A 19668-nucleotide genomic window follows, 5' to 3' on the forward strand; every position below is an offset into this window, starting at 1 on the left:
TTCCTTTTCTATTCAACTTTCAAATATTTTCCATTAACCAATTCAACTAAAGCTTTTTGGCTCATTCTAACAGAACGACCAACCTTCCCTGCTGAAACCGAAATTTCTGGAAAATCTTTAATTCGTTCATCGAAATAAATTGGAAATCCCTGTTTAAAATTGATCCCAATCGGTGTATTTGCTCCATGAACATAACCGGTAATTTGAATTAATTTTTTATTATCAGCTAAATGAACTTGTTTTTTCCCCAATTCTGCAGCAACAACTTTTAAATCAATTTCATGTTCAAGTGGTAAACAGATAACCAAGTAATCTCGACTTGAACCATTTGCCTGCAGAACAATGGTTTTTAAAATACTTTTAGCTGGCATTCCGGCCGTCTCTGCCTCAGTTAGCGCAGTTTGCCCAAGATTGAGCCAATCAAAAGACATTTCTTGGTACTCAATCCCGTGTTGATCCAGAATGCGTTCCTCATTTGTTTTTTTGATTTTCTTCTTCTTTGCCATAAAAAAATCCCTTCATTTGAAATACTCCATTCTATTATAACGTCAAAATGTTTATTCGTCATATCTACTTTTTGTTTCAAAACAAAAAACGAATATTAATAGATATTTGCAGTTAATTCATTTGACTTTTATTACATAATGAAGTAAATTGTATGGTGTTTGTGGATAAAAAAGCTTAATCAACGAAAATGTATTTCATTCAGGAATGTGAGGTAACGCTATGCAAGCTTTTGATTATGAAGACATTCAATTAGTACCTAACAAATGTATCGTAAGAAGTCGTTCAGAAATCGATACTAAAATCAAATTTGGACCAATGACGTTTAAAATACCAGTAGTTCCAGCAAATATGCAAACAATTATCGATGAACCGCTTGCCATTTGGCTGGCTGAAAATGATTATTTTTATATCATGCATCGTTTTAATGAAGATGAACGCTTACCGTTTGTAAGACGTATGCACCAACGTGGATTATTTGCCTCAATCTCTGTTGGCGTTAAGCCTAAAGAATATGAGCTAATTAACGATTTGGCTGCTGCCCATTTAGTCCCCGAATATATTACAATTGATATTGCTCACGGTCACGCTGATACAGTCATCGAGATGATTCATCATATTAAACAAAAATTGCCCGGAGTTTTTGTAATAGCGGGTAACGTTGGCACCCCTGAAGGTGTTCGCGAATTAGAAAATGCTGGAGCTGATGCAACTAAGGTCGGAATTGGACCAGGCAAAGCTTGCATTACTAAACTAAAAACTGGTTTTGGTACAGGTGGTTGGCAATTAGCTGCCGTCCGACTTTGCAGTAAAGCTGCCAGCAAACCAATTATTGCTGATGGTGGCATTCGTTATAATGGTGATATCGCAAAATCAGTTCGTTTTGGCGCTTCAATGTGCATGATTGGTTCTTTATTTGCCGGTCATGAAGAGAGCCCTGGAGAAGTCATTGTTAAGGATGGAAAAAAATTTAAAACTTATTATGGTTCAGCTTCACAATATCAAAAAGGGCAATACAAAAATGTTGAAGGTAAAAAATTGCTAGTTCCTTATCGAGGAAAAATTGCCGAGACTCTTCGTGAAATGCAAGAAGATTTACAATCGTCAATCTCATATGCTGGTGGACGTGAATTAATTTCATTGCGAAAAGTAGATTACGTAATTGTTAAAAATTCTATTTTCAATGGTGATTAATTTAACTTCAAAGTGATACTTTAAAAAGGCACCATGACTGATATTTAAGTCATGATGCCTTTTTATTTTAGATCTAAAAGTTAACCCATGATTGCATAGTAAATTAAACTAGTAACCGCCGCTACCGTAATACATAGTGGTAACCCGACATAAAATTCACGCTTATACATTTCATCACGAAAATCTTCTTTAACAAAACCTAAGACCATTGCGCCACCACTACTAAATGGAGAAATTCCAGTTGCTAATCCACCAATTGCTACACAGGTATATAATAAAATCGGATTGATTCCTGTTGAATGTGCAATTGAAGCAACCACTGGGAATAAGGCTGGTGCAACAACTCCGATAAAACTTCCACCAAAACTATTAAATAACGACGCTAGCAGACACAGTGCCAACGGAATTAAAATACTTGGTACATGATTCATCCAACCAGATAAAATTTTAATAGTTCCAGCATTAATTGCCACATTGACCAACATCCCCATCCCGGAGATCATTAAGAGCGTCCCCCACGGGATTTTACTCAAAACTTCTTTTTCTGTACTCAAATTCAGTAAAAATGAAATTAAGGCAAATAAAATAGCTACTAAACCAACATTAATACTGCTGTTCAGAAATGAAATCACACTGGATTTAGGAAATGCCATATGTGCAAATGGCGGTAATAAAAGAACAACTACGAAAATTGCAATCAAAACTAAATTTGTTTTTTGAGCTTTTGTATATTTTTTTGGTAAGGCAAACTCAATTTCTTCTTGGTCATCAATTCCAGCAGCTCTTTTTTGATGAATTGAAAAGAACATTAATCCAAGAATAATTAGAAATGTCATAATAAAATAAACAACAAAAATACTTATCGAAGAAGAAAATGCCAAATCAGCTGAATAACCTTCACTGGTAATTAAATTTCTAAAAACAACTCCGTTTAAACCAATCATAAAGTTAGAACCCACTTGGCCACCACAATCAGCAGCCAGCGCCCCAATTAAAGGATTAATCTTCAATTTATCACAAATAATAATTGCCATCGGTGCCATTAGAACCATAACTGCATAATACCCTGCTCCCAAAGCAGCAATTAGGACAGCAATTAAGAAAATGATTATCGGTAAAACTAATGGGAAGGATCTGAATCTATATAAAATATTATTAGCTAAAACCTCTAATGTTCCATTAGCTGTTGCAAAACCAAAAAAGATTGAAATTCCTAAAATAACAAAGAAAGTTGCAAGTGGCCAACCTTCAATTACTTTTTCTGGCAACATTTTAACAAAGAATGTCCCTACTACATAAGCAAATGGAATTGCTGCAATCCCAATATTAATTTTCTTTTTTCTTCCCAGAATAATTGCAGCAAGCAAGCTTAACCCAATCAATATACTATTCATAATTAATAACCTCTTTTATCAAAATTTGTTTCGTGTAATAGCCGATATTGTTGTCTTTGCTCCTCTTTCCTTCACAAATAAATCTCGTTCCATTAAAAATAGTTTTCTTTTCACAAATAAATGATGTTACAAAAATAAAAATCAAATTGCAAAGCTCTTGTTAGCGATTACACAAGATGCTCATGAATTCACTTTTATAGATCTATCTAAGAGTTAAAACGCGTTTTCCCAATACAGTTAATATATACCTCTTTTTAAATTTTGTAAATACTCAGGCATAATTTTAAAAAATAAAAAAACATAATTCTAAGATATTTTAAAAATAGTCAAAAAAAACTGATTAATATCATTTTAAAACTGCAACTTAATTCTCACCGACTTGCTCGGCTTCTTATAATTCTGCAAAATAAAGAAGCCTAACAAATTTTAGATTGCTTGGCTTCTTAAGGTTTTTTGATTTTGTTGTTTACTCGTAACTAATAATACTGCCAACATGCAGTTTGGGAATCTGATAAGGTTTTAAATAAATACCATTATGTTGTGGTTGTTCGGGAACCTCTTCGAAAAAAAGCGTTGCATGACCAATCATTTCCATATTATCAGCAACTAAAAAACCAACATATGCAACCTCATAGACTTGCTCATCAATTTTAATCTGCCCACCAGTTTTAAGAGAGAAATGTTGTTCATTGGGCGAAATAAAACGTTGCACGACTGAAACATGTCTTAATTGAGATGAAGCCGTTTCATCAAACAAAATCAAAAGCGGATCATCCGCCGAAATTGCTTCCGGACCGATTTCAACAATTTTTGCTTTTAACATCGCAGCAAACTCCTTTTTTGGTTTTAACAATTACTATTGTAACATATGGTCAGTTGAATCTAAATCGGTTACAATTAAGTAAGATAAAACTGGAGGGATTTTATGACAGAAAAAATTTTTTTTGGTACTTACACTAAGAAAACTTCACAAGGCATTTATCAAGCTAACTTAAATGAAACAAATAATACTTGTTCAAAACCTGCACTTATCTGCACTTTAAGTAATCCAACTTATTTAAATATTAACCGATACCAGCAAATATTTGCTGTCGTCAAAGATAATAATCTAGGGGGAGTTGCTCAACTAAACCTTAATAGTCATTCAGCTGAAATCACTGAACAAATTGTTGCCAGTGGGGCTGCTCCTTGTTACATTGGCATTGATAATCAACGTGACTTAGTTTTTTCAGCTAATTATCATACCGGAGTTGTCAGAGTCTATCGTTCAACTGCAAATCAACCGTTCAAATTGTTATCAGAAAAAAAATTTAGCGGTAAAGGTCCACGGCCAGAACAAGAAGCTTCTCACATTCATTATGCCGATCTAACACCTGATCAACGACTAACTGTTTGTGACTTAGGTGCAGATCGCGTTTATACTTTCGAAATTACAGCAGCTGGTACTTTAACCCATGAACAGGTTTTTGAAACAGAAGCTGGATTTGCACCACGACATTTAGTTTTTCATCCAAATGGTAATTTTGCATTCTTAGTCGGTGAGCTCAGTAGCCAAATTGCCGTTTTAAAATACAATGCCCTCAATGGAACATTCAGCCAAATTCAGCAATTAACAACAATCCCAGCAACTTGGGATAAACATAATGGCGCAGCAGCTATTAAAATTTCGGCCGATGGCAAATTTATTTATGTTTCAAACCGTGGACATGATTCAATTGCAGTTTTTGCTTGGGATCAAGAAAAGTTACACTTAATTCAAACCATCAGTGTTGCTGGTAGTTTCCCTCGCGATTTTGCAATTGATCCAACTGGAAAATTTCTCCTAGTTGCTAACCAAGAAAGTGATAATGCTACTCTGTTTAGTCGCTCCATTCAAAGCGGTCAACTAGCTTATCTTCAAAAAGATATTCCTATTCCTGAAGGTGTCTGTGTTAAATTTATCCAAGACTAACTTTTTTAAAAGCCCTAAAACCGGCAGCTTAAACAGCTGATCGGTTTTATTTTTTTAGACTACTAACTTGGGTAAAATTTCAGCAATGATCTCTTGCGGTGTCCGTTGATCAGTTTTAACAACCCAATCAGCACATTTATAATATAAAGTATCCCTACTTTGTTTGAGGTTCGCCAACTCACTGGAGGTTAATCTGTTAACTAATGGTCGTCCCCCCTCATCTTTTACTCGTCGAGTAATTGTCTGGGTTGAAGCTTCTAATAAAATGATTGGGGCAGAAGAATTTTGCAGTAATTTTAGATTAGCATCCAGCATTGGTGTACCACCCCCAGTCGATAAAATACCATCCTTAGCCAATTGTTGTTGCAATAATTCATGTTCTAATCTTCGAAAAGTCTGCTCACCAGCTTGAGCAAAAATATCATTGATTGATTTACCAGCAAATTCAACAATTATCTGATCAAGATCAACATGGGAAACTTGCAATTCTTTTGCAAGTAGTTGACCAATTGTCGTTTTACCGCTTCCCATAAACCCAACTAACACTGCTCTCATTTTTACTCACTTCCTTGTAATTACTTGATAATGCTGCTCATTTAAGATCTTTTTGGCAGCAGCTCGACTTTTTTCATTCATAAATGTCAATTGTAAAATGCCATCAATTTCTTCGCGAATTTCCAAAATATGCAAGTTAACTAAATTAATCTTTTTAACAGCCAAAATTCGAGTAACATCAGCTATCGAGCCAACTCGATCTGGAATATTAATAAACAAATCATAAAACCCTGGTAGACCACCAATCTTCTCCGGTCCCAACTGATCACGACTAACTTTGGCCGATACAAAAAAATTATAAATAGTTTTCTGATCAGCAACTAAAATAGCTTGTCGAATCTTAGTCAATTCAGCTTGATAAGCTCTCAACTGGTCGGCAATAATCGTTGCATTAGTTTGAAGAATTGCGCTCCACATTGTTGGATCAGCGGCCGCTATTCTAGTGATTGACTTAAATCCTCCCGCCGCCATCCGCATTCCTAATGGCGAATTGATAAATGCTTGTTGGGTTTGATTGACTAAAGCAGCAGCAATAATATGCGGTAAATGACTAATCTGCCCAACCAAGCGATCATGTTGCTCTGGAGTTAACTCCAACCATTTGACATGCAATTGCTGTAACAAGTTCTGCAGTTTAACAATTGCTACTTGTGAAGCATTGGGAGCAACAATAAAATAAAAAGCATTTTCAAACAAATTAGCTCTCCCAGCAGTTACTCCTGTTTTATGTGAACCAGCCATTGGATGTCCACTGATAAAAGTAACTTGCGTGGGCAAAGTTTTTGCAGCTACCACAATTTGTTGTTTGGTACTACCAACATCTGTGATAATTGTGCCTGATTTCAGAGATAGCTTACTTAGTTGATGAAGTGATTTGATAATCTGATCAACTGGAGTTGCTAAAATTATAAAATCGGCTGTTGCAGCATTTCTAAGTGATCCAACTGCTTCATCAATAATTTTTTGCTTTTTAGCATATTCCAAAGCATGCTGATTTAGATCAGCTGCAACAATTTTAATTTGGGAATCTTTTTGTTTAATTGCTCGCGCTAGTGAGCTGCCAATTAAACCTAAACCATTAATAAAAACTTTTGTCATCTTTTCACCTGCTTTAACTAAACTATTAATTGCTGCAAATCTGCAAAGAATCCTGGATAAGAGATTTTAACAGCATCAGCTTGCTGTAATTTTAATGATCCTTGAATGCACAATGCAGCCACTGCCAGCATCATTCCAATTCGATGATCACCATGGCTGTCTAATTGATTAGTTACTGGCTGCCATTTAGTTGAACCACTAATAACCAAGCCATCTGGCAATTCCTGAATGTTAACGCCTAATTTGCTTAACTCTTCAGTTACAGTAGCAATTCGATCTGTTTCCTTAACCCTTAATTCCTCAGCTCCTGTAATCTTACTTTTTCCTGTAGCTCTTGCTGCTAAAAGTGCCACTAAAGGAAGTTCATCAATCACCGCTGGAATATCTGCAGCGGTTAATTGAATTGCATGCAGTTTTGCCGATTCAACTTTGAGATCACCTGAATTTTCAGACAGTTTTGTTTGATTTAAAATGCTGACTTTTCCACTCATTTTTTGTAAAATTCGCAAAAATCCAGTTCGGGTTGGATTTAAGGAAACATTTTTTAAAATTATGCTTGACTCTGGCACTAAAGTTGCAGCAGCCATAAAAAAAGCTGCTGAAGATGGATCGCCCGGAACTTGAATTTGTTGTCCGAGCAATTTAGGCTTGGGAATGACAGTAATTGTTCGTTGATCAGCTGCTGTTATAATCTCGGCCCCAAATTGACGCAGCATTAATTCAGTATGATTGCGTGTTGGTAATTTTTCAATTATCTTTGTCGGATTATCTGCTTGTAATCCGGCAAAAATTACTGCACTTTTTACTTGGGCACTGGCAACCTGAAGTGCGATTTTTTCCCCATGCAATTTATGTCCCTTGACCTTGGCAGGTAAAGTTCCAGCAGCCGTTAAAGCTATCTCTGCGCCCATTTTAGCTAATGGCTCACTGACTCGTTTCATCGGCCGCTGACTAAGAGAAGCATCTCCTTGGAAATAGCTCTCAAATGGCCTTCCGGCTAGTAATCCCAGCATCAGCCTAGTTGTTGTTCCAGAATTTCCCATCTCCAGAGGTGCAGCAGAGGGACTTAAATGTTCAATGCCTTGACCCCAAACCTGGACTTGTGAATTTTGCTCAGTGATAGTTACTCCTAACTGCTGCAAAGCTCCTAGTGTATGCAGACAATCCTGGGATTTTAGAAAATGATCAATCACTGTTTTACCTTGGCTGATTGCGCCAATCAATAGCGCACGGTGCGAGATACTTTTATCTCCTGGAACTGCAAGTTCTCCTTTTAAACCATTTTTTAGACCGGTAATTAATCTGGTTTCTTTCATTTTGAAAACTCCTTAATTTGATAAACTGTCCAGACCATCTGTGGAGTAAATCGTTGTAAAACTTTTTCAGTTGAACGTAATTTAACATTTTTTTCATTGGTCAGCACATACTGCCCATCAACTAGATACTCTTGGTAAGCAGCGTACTTACTTGCTGAACAGCGTAGCTTTTGTGGCTGAATGAACTGCAAAATTAAATCCGACAGAGCTGCATGTGTATAAGCTATTTGAGAAGTACTAGCCATATTTTCCAGTAAAACCATTGGTGCTAGTGGATAAATAAAACTATCTTGCAATTCTAGCTTACTCAAGTTACGATAATGCCACTCTCCCCAAGTTAAATTTAACTTTCGTGAACAAAACGCGGCTGGAATCACTAGCAAATCATTTGCCAACAATGAAAATTGCTCAAACAATTTTTCAAAACTTGGGTGTAGTACTACTCGAACTGATTGTTGTGTCTGTTTTTTTAAGTAATGTTTGATATAATACTGCGCTGCTTGGCAGCTATCGGTGGCTGCTGGTCCCAAGGTATGGATTTGCAAATGATCTCCTCCCAACTTAATATTCTTTGATTTCTTTTCGATAGTCAGCAAGCTGTTGTTGCAGTCTTTGTAAATTGCTGCCATCAAAAGTTCCAGTTATTTCTTCAACTAAAGTAATTGCTACCACGCTTTCAATTACAATTGAGGCCGGTACAATTGCCGTAGTATCAGAACGCTCAACATTAGCTTTTTGAACTTCTCGGGTTTTTAAATTAACACTCGGTAAAGCTTTATATAGGGTTGGGATTGGCTTCATTGCCGCATTAATAATCACGGGCATTCCATTAGTCATCCCACCTTCGAACCCCCCCAAATGATCTGATGAACGTTTCCAACCCAACTCAGGCTGCCAAACAATCGGGTCCATTACTTGACTTCCCAGATGCGATGCAGCGGCAAAACCATCACCGAAGGAAACTCCCTTCATGGCATTAACGCCAACTACTGCCGCCGCCAATTTAGCATCCAACTTAGTATTCCAGCTAGTGTAACTTCCAAGCCCAGCCGGTAAATTTTCGACCACCACTCGAATCACTCCACCTAAAGTGTCTCCAGCACGTTTAGTTTGATCAATTAAATCATGAATTTTGGCTACCTGAGTCTGATCAATAATCCGCAAATCATTTTGCTGTAATTGCTGGTCAATTTCAGTAACTGATGTTGGCTGCTTTGAATCAACGGAAAGTGGACCAATTTGAGCAACATAGCCAGTTAATTTAATGTCCAATTGCTCCAATAATTGTTTACATACCGCCCCAATTGCTACGCGCATCGCTGTCTCACGTGCCGAGGAGCGCTCCAAAACATTCCGCAAATCTTGATGCCGATATTTCATTCCGCCAACTAAATCAGCGTGTCCCGGACGAGGACGTTCAACTTGCCGTAAGGTGTTTTCTGGGGTTGCGGGACTAATAGGATCCATTATTTTAGACCAATGTGAATGATCAATATTTTTAATAACCATCGCTAACGGCGAGCCTAAAGTAACTTGATGACGTAGCCCCCCTACAAAAGTAACTTGATCATGTTCAATTTTTTGTCGATTGCCACGACCATATCCTCCTTGTCTAGCTGCTAATTGTTGATTGATTTGTGCCAAATCCAATTTGACTCCAGCTGGGAAGCCTTCCAAAATTCCTGTTAACTGTGGTCCATGTGATTCTCCTGCTGTAAGGTAATGCATAGTATTTCCTCCCTATTTTTGCTAAGTTTAGTCTTTATGCTGTGCCTCATAATCACGCGAGTTTTGCATAATTTGCTGGTAAACATTCAACAGATAAGGTGTTATCTGCTGATCAGCGCTTTGACGAGCCACTTGTTCTAACACTTGCTCCTCACGTTTAGTATCCAGTATTGGGTGCTGCTGAGCAGTTTTAATTTCACCAGCTAATTTAACTGCTTGGAAACGCCGGTTTAGTAAAACAATAATCCAGTGATCTAACTTTGAAATTCGTTTTCTGACTTGTTTTAAATCAGGCGTCTGGACAACAGCCAATAATATTTTAATTACAATTACTAACAATAAACCCAAAACTGCAATTAAAATATCAAAATGCAAGGCCGTTGCAATACTAAATTTTGATAACCATCCCGTAATCAATGGAATTGAAAATGAAGCCAAACTCCCTCCAGTAAAGAAAACACCGGTAATTAACCCTTTGCGTTGCGGAAAAAGCTTCAAAAATAAATTTAATCCAGTTTGCATAACACCTCCTGCTGCCGTCATTCCAAATAGTAATGATGCTGCAGCGACAATCACCAGTTGAGTTGACCATCCAATCAGCACTAAACTAATAAGACTTAGACTATTCAAAATCAGTAATAGCTTAGTTTCACTAACTTCTCGACTTAATAAGGCAAATAAAATAATTACTCCGCTGATTGAACCAATACTATACAGTGATAATAGAAAATGTGCTTGCCAATTCGAAAAATGCAAAATTTTTGCGGCAAACAAACTAATCCATTGGGTATATAAAATCATCAAAGCCATCGAAGTATAGCCATATCCCGTCAAGCATCCAGCAATTAACCAACGACGCCAACCAATCAGTCGAGTAAAATGTTGTTGTTTTTTGGTAATAATTTTATTTTGAGGTGGAAACTTGAGTGGACGTAAAATCACAAAATTCACTAATAAAACCGCAATGGCTAAAATAAAGCTCCAACCAAACCACCACTGATGATTCTCCAGCAATGCTACCAACAGTGGTAAAATAAATTCTCCCAGTGACATGAAGGCCTTAATTAAAATATTGGAAGCTCCGTTACTGCCACCAAGCTCAATGAATGTTGGATACGTTCCTGCATCAAGAGCAGAATTTGCTACACCAGCTAAAATTGCTAGTCCATAAGCGACTTGAATATTCGGTGCAATCAAAATTCCACCGAAAAATACTAAGTAACACAGCATTCCGACATACACAAAATTTTTACGACCATATCGGTCAGCCAAGCTTCCTAGAATTAAGTAAGCTAATAAGCGACCTATTCCAACACCAGAAATTACATAAGAGACTGTTGCTAATGGTGTTTGCCAGAGATTTCCAAGAGCTTGCATATTTTGTGCCAAAATAATTAAGCCAATCCCATGGACAAAATAATTTAAATATAAGCTGATTTTTAATTTTGTTTGTTGCGAAGATTGAATTTCCATTTAATTTCCTCCTCAAAAATTTTACTAAACAAAAAACCAACTAGATGAAAATCTAGTTGGTTTAGCTGACATCGTAATTGAAATTCTGTCATATTGATCCAACTGGATTTTCATTTCCCAGTTGGCGGTATGACTTTGCACAACTGAGACACAGGGATGCGCCCGTGTCATCAGTTGCACAGACGCTACCCAAAGTAAGCAAAGCCATAATAATAACTATAAACTTTTGAATTTGTATGCGTCATTTTTAGAATTCCCCTCTTTATATTTTTAATTATTAAAACATGTTAATAAAAATAAGTCAACTGTTAATTTTAATTTAATTTAAAAAGTTACTAATCATTCATAATGAATTTTAAAAAAATTTGAGCAATATTAAAATAAATCAAAACCGAGGTCAAATCACTTAAAGTAGAAATAAATGGCCCAGAAGCAACTGCCGGGTCTACTCCAATTTTTGACATTAGCAAAGGAATTAAGCTCCCAGCTAGGTTCGCAACAATAATTGCCGCAAACATGGCTAATCCGATTACCAAACCCAAAATGATATTTTTTTGCCACCAACCGACAATCAGCATAATCGCTACACCTGTAATCACTCCGATCAAGATGCCAGTTAAAATTTCAGTCAAAATGATTTTCCAAATTGAACGCCGATCAGCTTTAGGATCTGCCAATCGTCGTACCGCAACAGCTAAGCTTTGCGTTCCGGCATTACCAGCCGTTCCAGTAATTGATGAAATAAAAACAGCTAAAATACTTGCCTCACTAACTAATCGTTCATAGTGTGAAACTAAAGTAGCAGTCGACATTCCTAAAAGTAATAAGGTTATTAACCACGGAAGTCGTTTCAAAGCTGCTTGCCATGGATTATCTTGCTGCTCATCAATATCAACCCCAGCTAATCCTGAATAATCTTCCGCCGACTCCTCATCAATAACATCGATTGCATCATCTACAGTAATCACCCCAACTAATTTTTCAGCAGCATCAGTGACCGGTAAAGCAACAAAGTTATAATCACTAATCATTCGTGCAACATCTTCTTGATCGTCATCAACCTTAACTGCCACCACAGGTGAGGTCATCAATTGAGCGATTGAACGTTCTGCCGGTGCAACTAACAAATCACGCAGTGTTAAAATACCAGTTAAATGATCAAAGTGATCAACCACATACAGATAATAAATAATTTCTGCTTGTCGCGCTTGGTTTTTCACTAACAACATTGCATCAGCAACCGTTTGATTGCCTGTCACTTTGACAAACTCAGTTGCCATAATTGCGCCCGCCGTTTTTGCTTGGTAATGTAATAACTTCTTGATTATTACCGCTTTTTGCGGAGCAATAAATTTTAAATAGGTTTTCAAATCTGCATCCGTTGCAGTTCCCAGCATATCAACCGCATTATCGGTGTACATTGTTGCAATAACCGCAGCAGCATATCTAGGTGACATTTCCTTTAAATAATCTGCTGTCAAATCTTCTAAATCCAACTCGTTAAAAAATTCAGCAACTTTAGTTGATGTTAGATAACGGTATAATCTTTTTCGTTGCAACGAATTAAGTTTAACAAAAATTTGGGCTTGTTCATGCTGATGAAGTTTTAAAAAATGCAAACGAAACTTGCTTGCCTGCTGTTGTTTCAATAAAAGGCCGATTAGTTGGCTTTCTTTTTCAATATTATCTCTAATCTTAGCCATGCTTTTTCTCCAATTTAATTTAACTTAACAAATTTTGCCATATCTACCGGTAATGGGCTGTAAACTTGAATTAGTTTTCCACTAAAGGGTTGATGAAACTCTAAATAACAGCAGTGTAATCCTTGGCGATCCAATTGCTTAGTTAATTTTCCACCATACACTGTATCACCAACCAAAGGATGACCGCAAAAAGCACAATGCACCCGAATTTGATGAGTTCGTCCAGTGTAAAGTCGCAGGCGACAAAGACAAGCATTCTTTAATAACTGTTGCCGCCATAATTTTGTTGCGGCAAACTTTCCTCCACTAACAGCTACCTGCCGTCGAATTAAAGAATTTGGATCACGTTTTAATGGCAAGGCAATTATTGCCACCGTCGTTTTTACTTGTCCACTTAAAATTGCTAAATATTCTTTTTTGATTTGTTTTACCGCTAAATCATTTAACAATGCATGTGCAAATCGATGCTTAGCAATCAATACCAAGCCAGAAGTATCGCGATCAAGTCGCGTAACAATATGCGGCGTAATTTTTTGATAGCCACGAACCAAATAATAACCCCACACACGATTCATCAGTGAGTCCGTGGGATGTAATGGTGATGGAATTGATGCAACCCGTGGTGGTTTTTCAATAATCAAAAGATCACGATCCTCATATCTAATACTAATTGGCACAAAGGAAGGAACCAGAGTAGTAGTTTCTGGTGGCAATCTCATCACCAAATGATCAGCCGGAAAAATCTGATTAATTCGGCGACAATCTTTTCCGTTTAGTAACAACTGACCACCATGATGGCGAATCGCTGTTGCCAAACGTCTTGAAACCCCCTGGTTCTTTAAAAATGTTCGAATTTTAATTTGTTTTTCGCCTTGGTAAGTCCATTCAATTTTCATATTCAGCCCCGATAAAGGCATCTTGAACTCGGCGCCAAAATTGCATATGACGATATTTAGCAAAACGAATGCTTTTCTTAGAAATTTTAAAACGTAATTGTTCAATTTGTTTTCCATGATAATTTTGCTGATCGACAGTTAATGAATAATCTCGCCCTTCACTAGGAACAAGCGTTACCCAATCACTGGGAGCGATGATCATTGGCGAACTAAGTGTCCGAAAGACCCGGTTATTAATTGAACTAATTTCGGTTACTTGAAGTACTTTCAAATTAGGATGGATAACAGCTCCGCCCAAAGATTTATTGTAGGCGGTTGACCCAGTTGGTGTTGAAATACATAGACCATCACCCCGAAATTTTTCAAAAAATTCACCGCCAATATAGACATCGGTTACCATGGTTGCATTACTGCGTTTTAAGGTTGCCTCATTTAAAGCTAGGTAATTAGCAGCTTTAGGGGTCCCTTTATATTTAACTCGGATATCTAACAAAGGATAGCTTACCGATTGACCGTTGTCCGACTGCAAACTAATAACTAAATCATCAATTTCATCATCCCGCCAATCAGTGTAGAATCCTAAATGTCCAGTATGGACACTGACAAAGCGAACTGAATCAATAATTGCAGCGTATTTATGAAAAGCTGACAATAATGTTCCGTCCCCGCCAACAGTTACCACAATATCAGGATGATCGTTATCAAAAATAAAATGCGTATCAGCAAATTTCTGATATAGTTTACGACTAACAGCCATCGATTGCCGTCCGTCATTTGCATATATGGCAATTTTCATAGCTAACCTCTTCTATTCAGAATAATTTTAGTTTCTTTCAATTGCAATTATTATGCCACTTTGAAAGATTAAAATAAATTGATAATGTTTCTAGCTAGCAAAATAGCGTTGAAACAACCATAGTGTAACATAACCAACTTATCTGTGTCTGTAATCTTAAACCTTAAACAGAAACATTGAAAAAATATTTTTTTTTGTTAAAGTAGAGTTAGCTTAGAAACTAATCTACGAGCATAACTAATTCGAGTGGGGGAAAATTCGTTGCTGGAGTTATACCTGTTTATCAATCCGATTGGTAGTACTTGTTACCATTCAGAACAAATTATTATGAAATTAGCTACTGAACTACAAAATAAAATCCGGTTTCGCTTTATTCCATTTTTAAATCTGGCGACCACTGCATCAATGATGGAGGAAAATTCAATTCCATTAAATGATCTATCTTTAAGAAACCAAGTCTATCACCAAGCCTATCAAGCTTCTTTAGACTACAAAGCAGCACTTTTTCAAGGAAAAAAACGTGGTCGTAAATTCTTGTTAGACTTGCAACATGAAATTGTTGATAAAAATTCAATATATTCTGAAGAATTAGTTCATCAAATTGCAGTTAACTGCAATTTGGACCATGAAATGTTTAATCACGATCGTCACTCTGAATTTACCATTAACTCCTTTCATCAAGACATGCAAATGGCTGCCGAAATGAATGTGGAGACCTTTCCAACAATTGTTGTTTACAATTTGAATGGTGTTGATTGTGGTGTTTCATTAACCGAATGTACTTCCTATCAACTCTTGTCTGATCTTTGCACTGGTAAAATGAATGACCTACTGGGCGAACCTAGTAGGACTAAACAAAGTCGAAATCATTCAAACCCTAACCTGCATATTTTATAAGTGATTTCATAGCCGGTCGGCGAATCACCCACCGACCTCTCACACTATCGTCTGTATGATTCAAGATACGACGGCAACAGCTTAAGCACTTCTGGTTTTTTGGAGGGCTTTGGACGAATAAACTTGTCCAAAGTTCTCCATTTTTTTCTTAAGGTAGATTTAAAGCCTACAACACAGCTTATTGAATCAACTCAGGCCACAGCGAGCCTAGTATTGGGCGCGTAAAGAAAGAGACACTTCAACAATGAAGCGTCCCTTTCTTTTTTCAAATATTCAAGATTGAAACCCAAATTCACTTAAAGCTTAGTTTTCATTCAACAAACTTTCCAATTCACGTAGTCTTTGATCAAACAATTTGAAAGCTCGCTGCAAATAAGTTGGTTGTTTCATGTCGACCCCAGCTTGATCAATAATCGTTAATGGATCAGCTGAACTACCAGCTTTTAAAAATTTTAAATATTTTTGTGGACCATTTGTTGAAATTTGCTGACTGAATGCGGTTGCTGCGGCAAATCCTGTCGCATACTGATAAACATAAAAATCATAGTAAAAATGTGGAATACGAGCCCATTCAAAAGCGATTTCCGCATCTGCGGCTACCTCTTGACCATAATATTTTTGATTTAAATCAAAATAATAATTACTGATTCGATCTGCTGTTAAGGGTACTCCAGCTGCGTCTTGCGTGTGAAGCCACTGCTCAAATTCTGCAAATTGAGCTTGTCGAAAAATCGTCCCCTTAAATCCATCAAGAAAATGGTTCAATAAATATGCTCGCACTGCCGGTTTTTTCTGTTCTTGTAATAAGTGAGTTGTTAGTAAATTTTCATTTGTAGTTGAAGCGATTTCCGCCAAAAAAATTGAATAATTACTTGTTTGATATGGTTGATAATGTGCGCTAAAAGTCGAATGCATGCTATGACCCATTTCGTGTATCAGGGTATATACACTCTCGAGATTACTTTGCCAGTTAAGTAGAATATAAGCTGGTGTATCATACATACCTGAAGAATATGCACCACTACGCTTGCCACGATTTTCTGGTACATCAATCCATCGCTGAGCAAAAGCTTGCTTAACCTCAGAGAGATATTCTTCTCCAAAAATTTGCAAAGTTTGCTCAATAATTTTTTGTCCTTGTTGATAAGAGTAATTTTTTTCTGGCTGCTCAATAAGTGGGGTATAAAGGTCGTACATATGCACTTGCTCAAGCTGCAATATTTTCTTTCTAAGTGCCACATAGCGCTGCAATAATGGTAAATTAGCATGCACTTGTTCTATCAATTGTTGATAAACTGTAACTGGTATTTGATTTGCTGTCAAAGCCGCGGTTTGTGCATTAGAATAATGATGAACATGTGCCGAAAAATTTTGTAATCGCACTTGTGCAGCCAAAGTCTTGGCAAAAGTGTTTTTAAATTGTTGATACGGTTGATATAATGCACGAAAAGCAGCTTTTCGCACCTGACGATTGCTCGATTGAATCAAACGATCATAAGTTCCTTGTGAAAGTTCAACGTTTTGTCCTTGAGCATCTTTTACAATTGGAAATTTCAAATCTGTATCATTCAATGTTTCAAAAATGTTTTCCGGTGCGGCAAAAACATCTGATGCTTGGGCCAGCAACTCTTCTTCGCTATCTGCTAACACATGTGAACGTAATCGAGTAATTTCCTTAATAAATTGCTGATAATTTTTTAATTCTGGTTCATTCTGTAAATACGTTTCTAATTTTTGTTCTGAAAGCTGTAGCAGTTCAGGTGCTATCCATGAACTAGCCGCTGCTACCCTAGCTTGCAATTGCTGAACTTGCGAAAAAAAGCCTTGATAAGTCTGATTGCTGGTATCTTGATCATTCTTTAAGTTTGCATAAACGAATACTTTGTCAAATTTTCGTTCAAGTGAAAATAATAGTTTAATCGCTTTTAAAAAAGCTGATGCTCCCCCAGCTAGACTTCCCTTCAATTTAATCAAATTTTCAGTCATAAATTTAACCTGTTTGAAATCAACCATAAAGGCTTGATCATCGTCATATATTTTGCTCAAATCCCAGGTCATTTCTACTGAAAGTTGCTCCCGTTGTGGAAGTTTAATAAAATCACTCACCACTATCACTTCTTTTCTGTATATTAATCATATCACCAAATTTATTGTCAACCACTCCTGACTAAAAGTCAAAAGCTTGTGGAAACTGCACCGACAGTACAACGAGCACAATTTGCTTAGATATACAAACAGATCTTACGTGCTAATTACTAAAGTCCTTAGTGTCTGAAGGTTGCCCGAACTGAATATTTACATTTCTAGCTGCTTTATGGTTACGAATACAGTAAGTACTACCTTGGAGAGATGTCCAATTACGCTCAGTTAGTGTAAGTTTGTTAGTAGCTCCAGTTTCTGTGACAAAACCACAATTCCAGCATGTCTGGGTCACGTTTCTAGGATTGACTGTAACAATTTTTTCGTACAGCTTAGCTTATAGGCAAGCATTCCTATAAAAATGCACCAACCAACATCAGAAATGCTCATAGCTAGGACGCGATTTTGCAGCAAATTTTTGCTTCTTAATTCTTCAGTGACAATTAATCGTAGTTCTTGATAAGTGTTGCCGAAACGGAGAAAAAGAATTTTTTACAACGATTGGCGACTTTAGTTGTTTCTGATAATTATTGTCATTGCGCAATGGAGGATAAAATTCGCAATTTTAACACCATAATGAATACGAAACAGTACCATAAATCTTGCCCAATTATTTTTCTGCTGGTGATAAAATTATTATAACATCTAAACAAATATAAAGCCTTTACAAACTAAGATTAAGCGCTCTTACGAATAATTAAATATCGTAATACTGTATTTTCAACACCACAACGGGTAAAAGACCTCAAAGTTAGCTTGCGTGAAATAGCTATTTGAACATCTGAAAATTATGCCAGACTATGTTCACCTGCCAAAATAGACAACCACCAATGTAATTAAAACTTTCAAAAGTGGATCTGACCAGTTGCTTTGTAAAAAACACTCCGAAATAAAGCAACAGAAATTTTGGGATAGTTCATGAATAAAGACGCCGTAAAACGGTACATCGATAAGTAATTAGGTATTCATCCACTTAATAAAAATTAGGAGCTTTCTGACTGATTTTTAATTAAGTCAATGACAACTATTTTCTAAAAAATTAGTTTGCAAAATTTGATTTCTAAATTGATCAAAAGTTTGTTTAATAAAAAACTGATTTTTAATTAAAGGTAGCTGCCAAACAGCAATTTTATCAACTGGAAATGAAATTTCTGAAAAAAGCCTACGATCTTGCATACGTAATATTCTACTTTGCCAAATTAATTGCTTTTCAGCAAAAATTGGTAAATTTGAGGCAATTTCAAATAATTTAATTCCCAAAAGTCGAAAATTAATTCCCTTTTCATACCAAGCAATCTGTTCCTCAAATAAGGAGCCCTGATAAAAACAGCAAGCCCGTTCAAAATTTCTTTGTTGGATAATCCTCAAACTGGAAGAAATATTATTTGGCACTGTTGATTTACGCATAAAACACTGGAGAACTGACAAACGTTCTGTAATGAATTGTTGATAACTAATCTTTAAGAAGTCAGCTTGCTGAATTTGATAAACTAACCGGAAATGACGATACTTAGGAAAATAGTACACTAAATAAAATCCAAGATTAGGATGCCAACGCATAAATTGAGCAATTTTTTGTGTTATTTTTCGTTTTAACCAATAGTTTTCGCCTAAAATCCACCAACATTGAATTCCATGAGTTAGATATCCCTGGGTCCGTTGACACAAGGCTTCGACTGTTAGGGGCGCACATTGATATTCAATCGCCAGTTTTTTACCAGAGGTTAGATCTAACAATAAATCTGGTCGTTGTCTAAGTAATGGCAGATATTGTTCTAAATTTCCGTTATAGCCAGCTAACTTAAATTTTTGTTGCAAATGTATTTTTCCTGCCAAATGTTCAACAGTTTCTGCTTCATGATCTTTTAAACTACAATTATTCAAGTGGGCAAAATGCTTTATTCGCAGATCACCACTTTTCAAAATTAAAAGTTGTTTACAAATTGGACAATAATACTTCATGGATACATCAGCATTTTTTGCCTGGACAATTTCACCCGTTTTAAGCTGAGCTGTCAGCATTT

General features: G+C 36.5%; 17 protein-coding genes. 3 read left to right on the forward strand and 14 right to left on the reverse strand.

Annotated elements, in window-relative coordinates:
• Nucleotides 1-8: 8 nt before the first annotated feature.
• Nucleotides 9-506 (reverse strand): aminoacyl-tRNA deacylase, encoded by a 498-nt coding sequence (locus tag G6O73_RS07245; RefSeq protein WP_057886370.1) that lies wholly within the window; start codon nt 504-506, stop codon nt 9-11.
• 220 nt (nt 507-726) lie between these two features.
• On the opposite strand from G6O73_RS07245, the gene G6O73_RS07250 reads away from it, so the two are divergent.
• A complete protein-coding gene (locus G6O73_RS07250; protein ID WP_057886371.1) occupies nt 727-1698 on the forward strand; it encodes a GMP reductase in 972 nt (323 codons plus the stop codon).
• A gap of 80 nt (nt 1699-1778) precedes the next feature.
• Here the strand turns inward: G6O73_RS07250 and G6O73_RS07255 are convergent, their stop codons facing one another.
• Complete coding sequence (locus G6O73_RS07255; RefSeq protein ID WP_057886372.1) at nt 1779-3092, reverse strand: SLC13 family permease; 1314 nt, start codon at nt 3090-3092, stop codon at nt 1779-1781.
• 466 nt (nt 3093-3558) lie between these two features.
• A complete protein-coding gene (locus G6O73_RS07260) occupies nt 3559-3915 on the reverse strand; it encodes a PTS glucitol/sorbitol transporter subunit IIA (protein WP_057886373.1) in 357 nt (118 codons plus the stop codon).
• Between the two features lie 102 nt (nt 3916-4017).
• Between G6O73_RS07260 and G6O73_RS07265 the strand changes: the two genes are divergently transcribed.
• Nucleotides 4018-5043: a lactonase family protein gene (locus G6O73_RS07265; RefSeq protein WP_057886374.1), complete on the forward strand. Its 1026-nt coding sequence runs from the start codon at nt 4018-4020 to the stop codon at nt 5041-5043.
• A 54-nt stretch (nt 5044-5097) separates the two neighbouring features.
• Here the strand turns inward: G6O73_RS07265 and G6O73_RS07270 are convergent, their stop codons facing one another.
• From G6O73_RS07270 to G6O73_RS07310, 9 genes are all read right to left on the reverse strand, one after another.
• A complete protein-coding gene (locus G6O73_RS07270) occupies nt 5098-5598 on the reverse strand; it encodes a shikimate kinase (protein WP_057886375.1) in 501 nt (166 codons plus the stop codon).
• Nucleotides 5599-5604: 6 nt separating this feature from the next.
• Nucleotides 5605-6696, reverse strand: a complete 1092-nt coding sequence (locus tag G6O73_RS07275) for a prephenate dehydrogenase (protein ID WP_057886376.1) — start codon at nt 6694-6696, stop codon at nt 5605-5607.
• A gap of 17 nt (nt 6697-6713) precedes the next feature.
• Nucleotides 6714-8012, reverse strand: a complete 1299-nt coding sequence (gene aroA, locus G6O73_RS07280; protein ID WP_057886377.1) for a 3-phosphoshikimate 1-carboxyvinyltransferase — start codon at nt 8010-8012, stop codon at nt 6714-6716.
• Nucleotides 8009-8557: a hypothetical protein gene (locus G6O73_RS07285; protein ID WP_057886378.1), complete on the reverse strand. Its 549-nt coding sequence runs from the start codon at nt 8555-8557 to the stop codon at nt 8009-8011. Before G6O73_RS07285 ends, aroA begins: the two co-directional genes overlap by 4 nt.
• A gap of 16 nt (nt 8558-8573) precedes the next feature.
• On the reverse strand, nt 8574-9740 hold the full coding sequence (gene aroC / locus G6O73_RS07290) for a chorismate synthase (protein ID WP_057886379.1): 1167 nt from the start codon (nt 9738-9740) through the stop codon (nt 8574-8576).
• Nucleotides 9741-9767: 27 nt separating this feature from the next.
• Nucleotides 9768-11213 carry an MFS transporter gene (locus tag G6O73_RS07295; protein WP_057886380.1) on the reverse strand — a complete coding sequence of 482 codons (1446 nt, stop codon included), beginning with the start codon at nt 11211-11213 and terminating at the stop codon, nt 9768-9770.
• Between the two features lie 335 nt (nt 11214-11548).
• Nucleotides 11549-12907: a magnesium transporter gene (gene mgtE, locus G6O73_RS07300; RefSeq protein WP_415584016.1), complete on the reverse strand. Its 1359-nt coding sequence runs from the start codon at nt 12905-12907 to the stop codon at nt 11549-11551.
• Nucleotides 12908-12930: 23 nt separating this feature from the next.
• Nucleotides 12931-13812, reverse strand: a complete 882-nt coding sequence (locus G6O73_RS07305; protein WP_057886382.1) for an RluA family pseudouridine synthase — start codon at nt 13810-13812, stop codon at nt 12931-12933.
• On the reverse strand, nt 13802-14608 hold the full coding sequence (locus G6O73_RS07310; protein ID WP_057886383.1) for an NAD kinase: 807 nt from the start codon (nt 14606-14608) through the stop codon (nt 13802-13804). The genes G6O73_RS07305 and G6O73_RS07310 overlap by 11 nt, the downstream gene beginning before the upstream one ends.
• Nucleotides 14609-14869: 261 nt before the next feature.
• On the opposite strand from G6O73_RS07310, the gene G6O73_RS07315 reads away from it, so the two are divergent.
• Nucleotides 14870-15505 carry a DsbA family protein gene (locus G6O73_RS07315; protein ID WP_057886384.1) on the forward strand — a complete coding sequence of 212 codons (636 nt, stop codon included), beginning with the start codon at nt 14870-14872 and terminating at the stop codon, nt 15503-15505.
• A 303-nt stretch (nt 15506-15808) separates the two neighbouring features.
• On the opposite strand, the gene pepF is transcribed toward G6O73_RS07315, so the two are convergent.
• Both pepF and G6O73_RS07325 read right to left on the reverse strand, forming a co-directional pair.
• The gene (gene pepF, locus G6O73_RS07320; protein WP_083478538.1) at nt 15809-17611 is read right to left on the reverse strand and encodes an oligoendopeptidase F; all 1803 of its coding nucleotides are present in this window, start codon (nt 17609-17611) and stop codon (nt 15809-15811) included.
• 1047 nt (nt 17612-18658) lie between these two features.
• Nucleotides 18659-19666 (reverse strand): competence protein CoiA, encoded by a 1008-nt coding sequence (locus tag G6O73_RS07325; protein ID WP_057886385.1) that lies wholly within the window; start codon nt 19664-19666, stop codon nt 18659-18661.
• Nucleotides 19667-19668: the final 2 nt, after the last annotated feature.

The organism is Liquorilactobacillus nagelii DSM 13675 (assembly GCF_019444005.1).
GTDB classification, from domain to species: Bacteria; Bacillota; Bacilli; order Lactobacillales; family Lactobacillaceae; genus Liquorilactobacillus; species Liquorilactobacillus nagelii.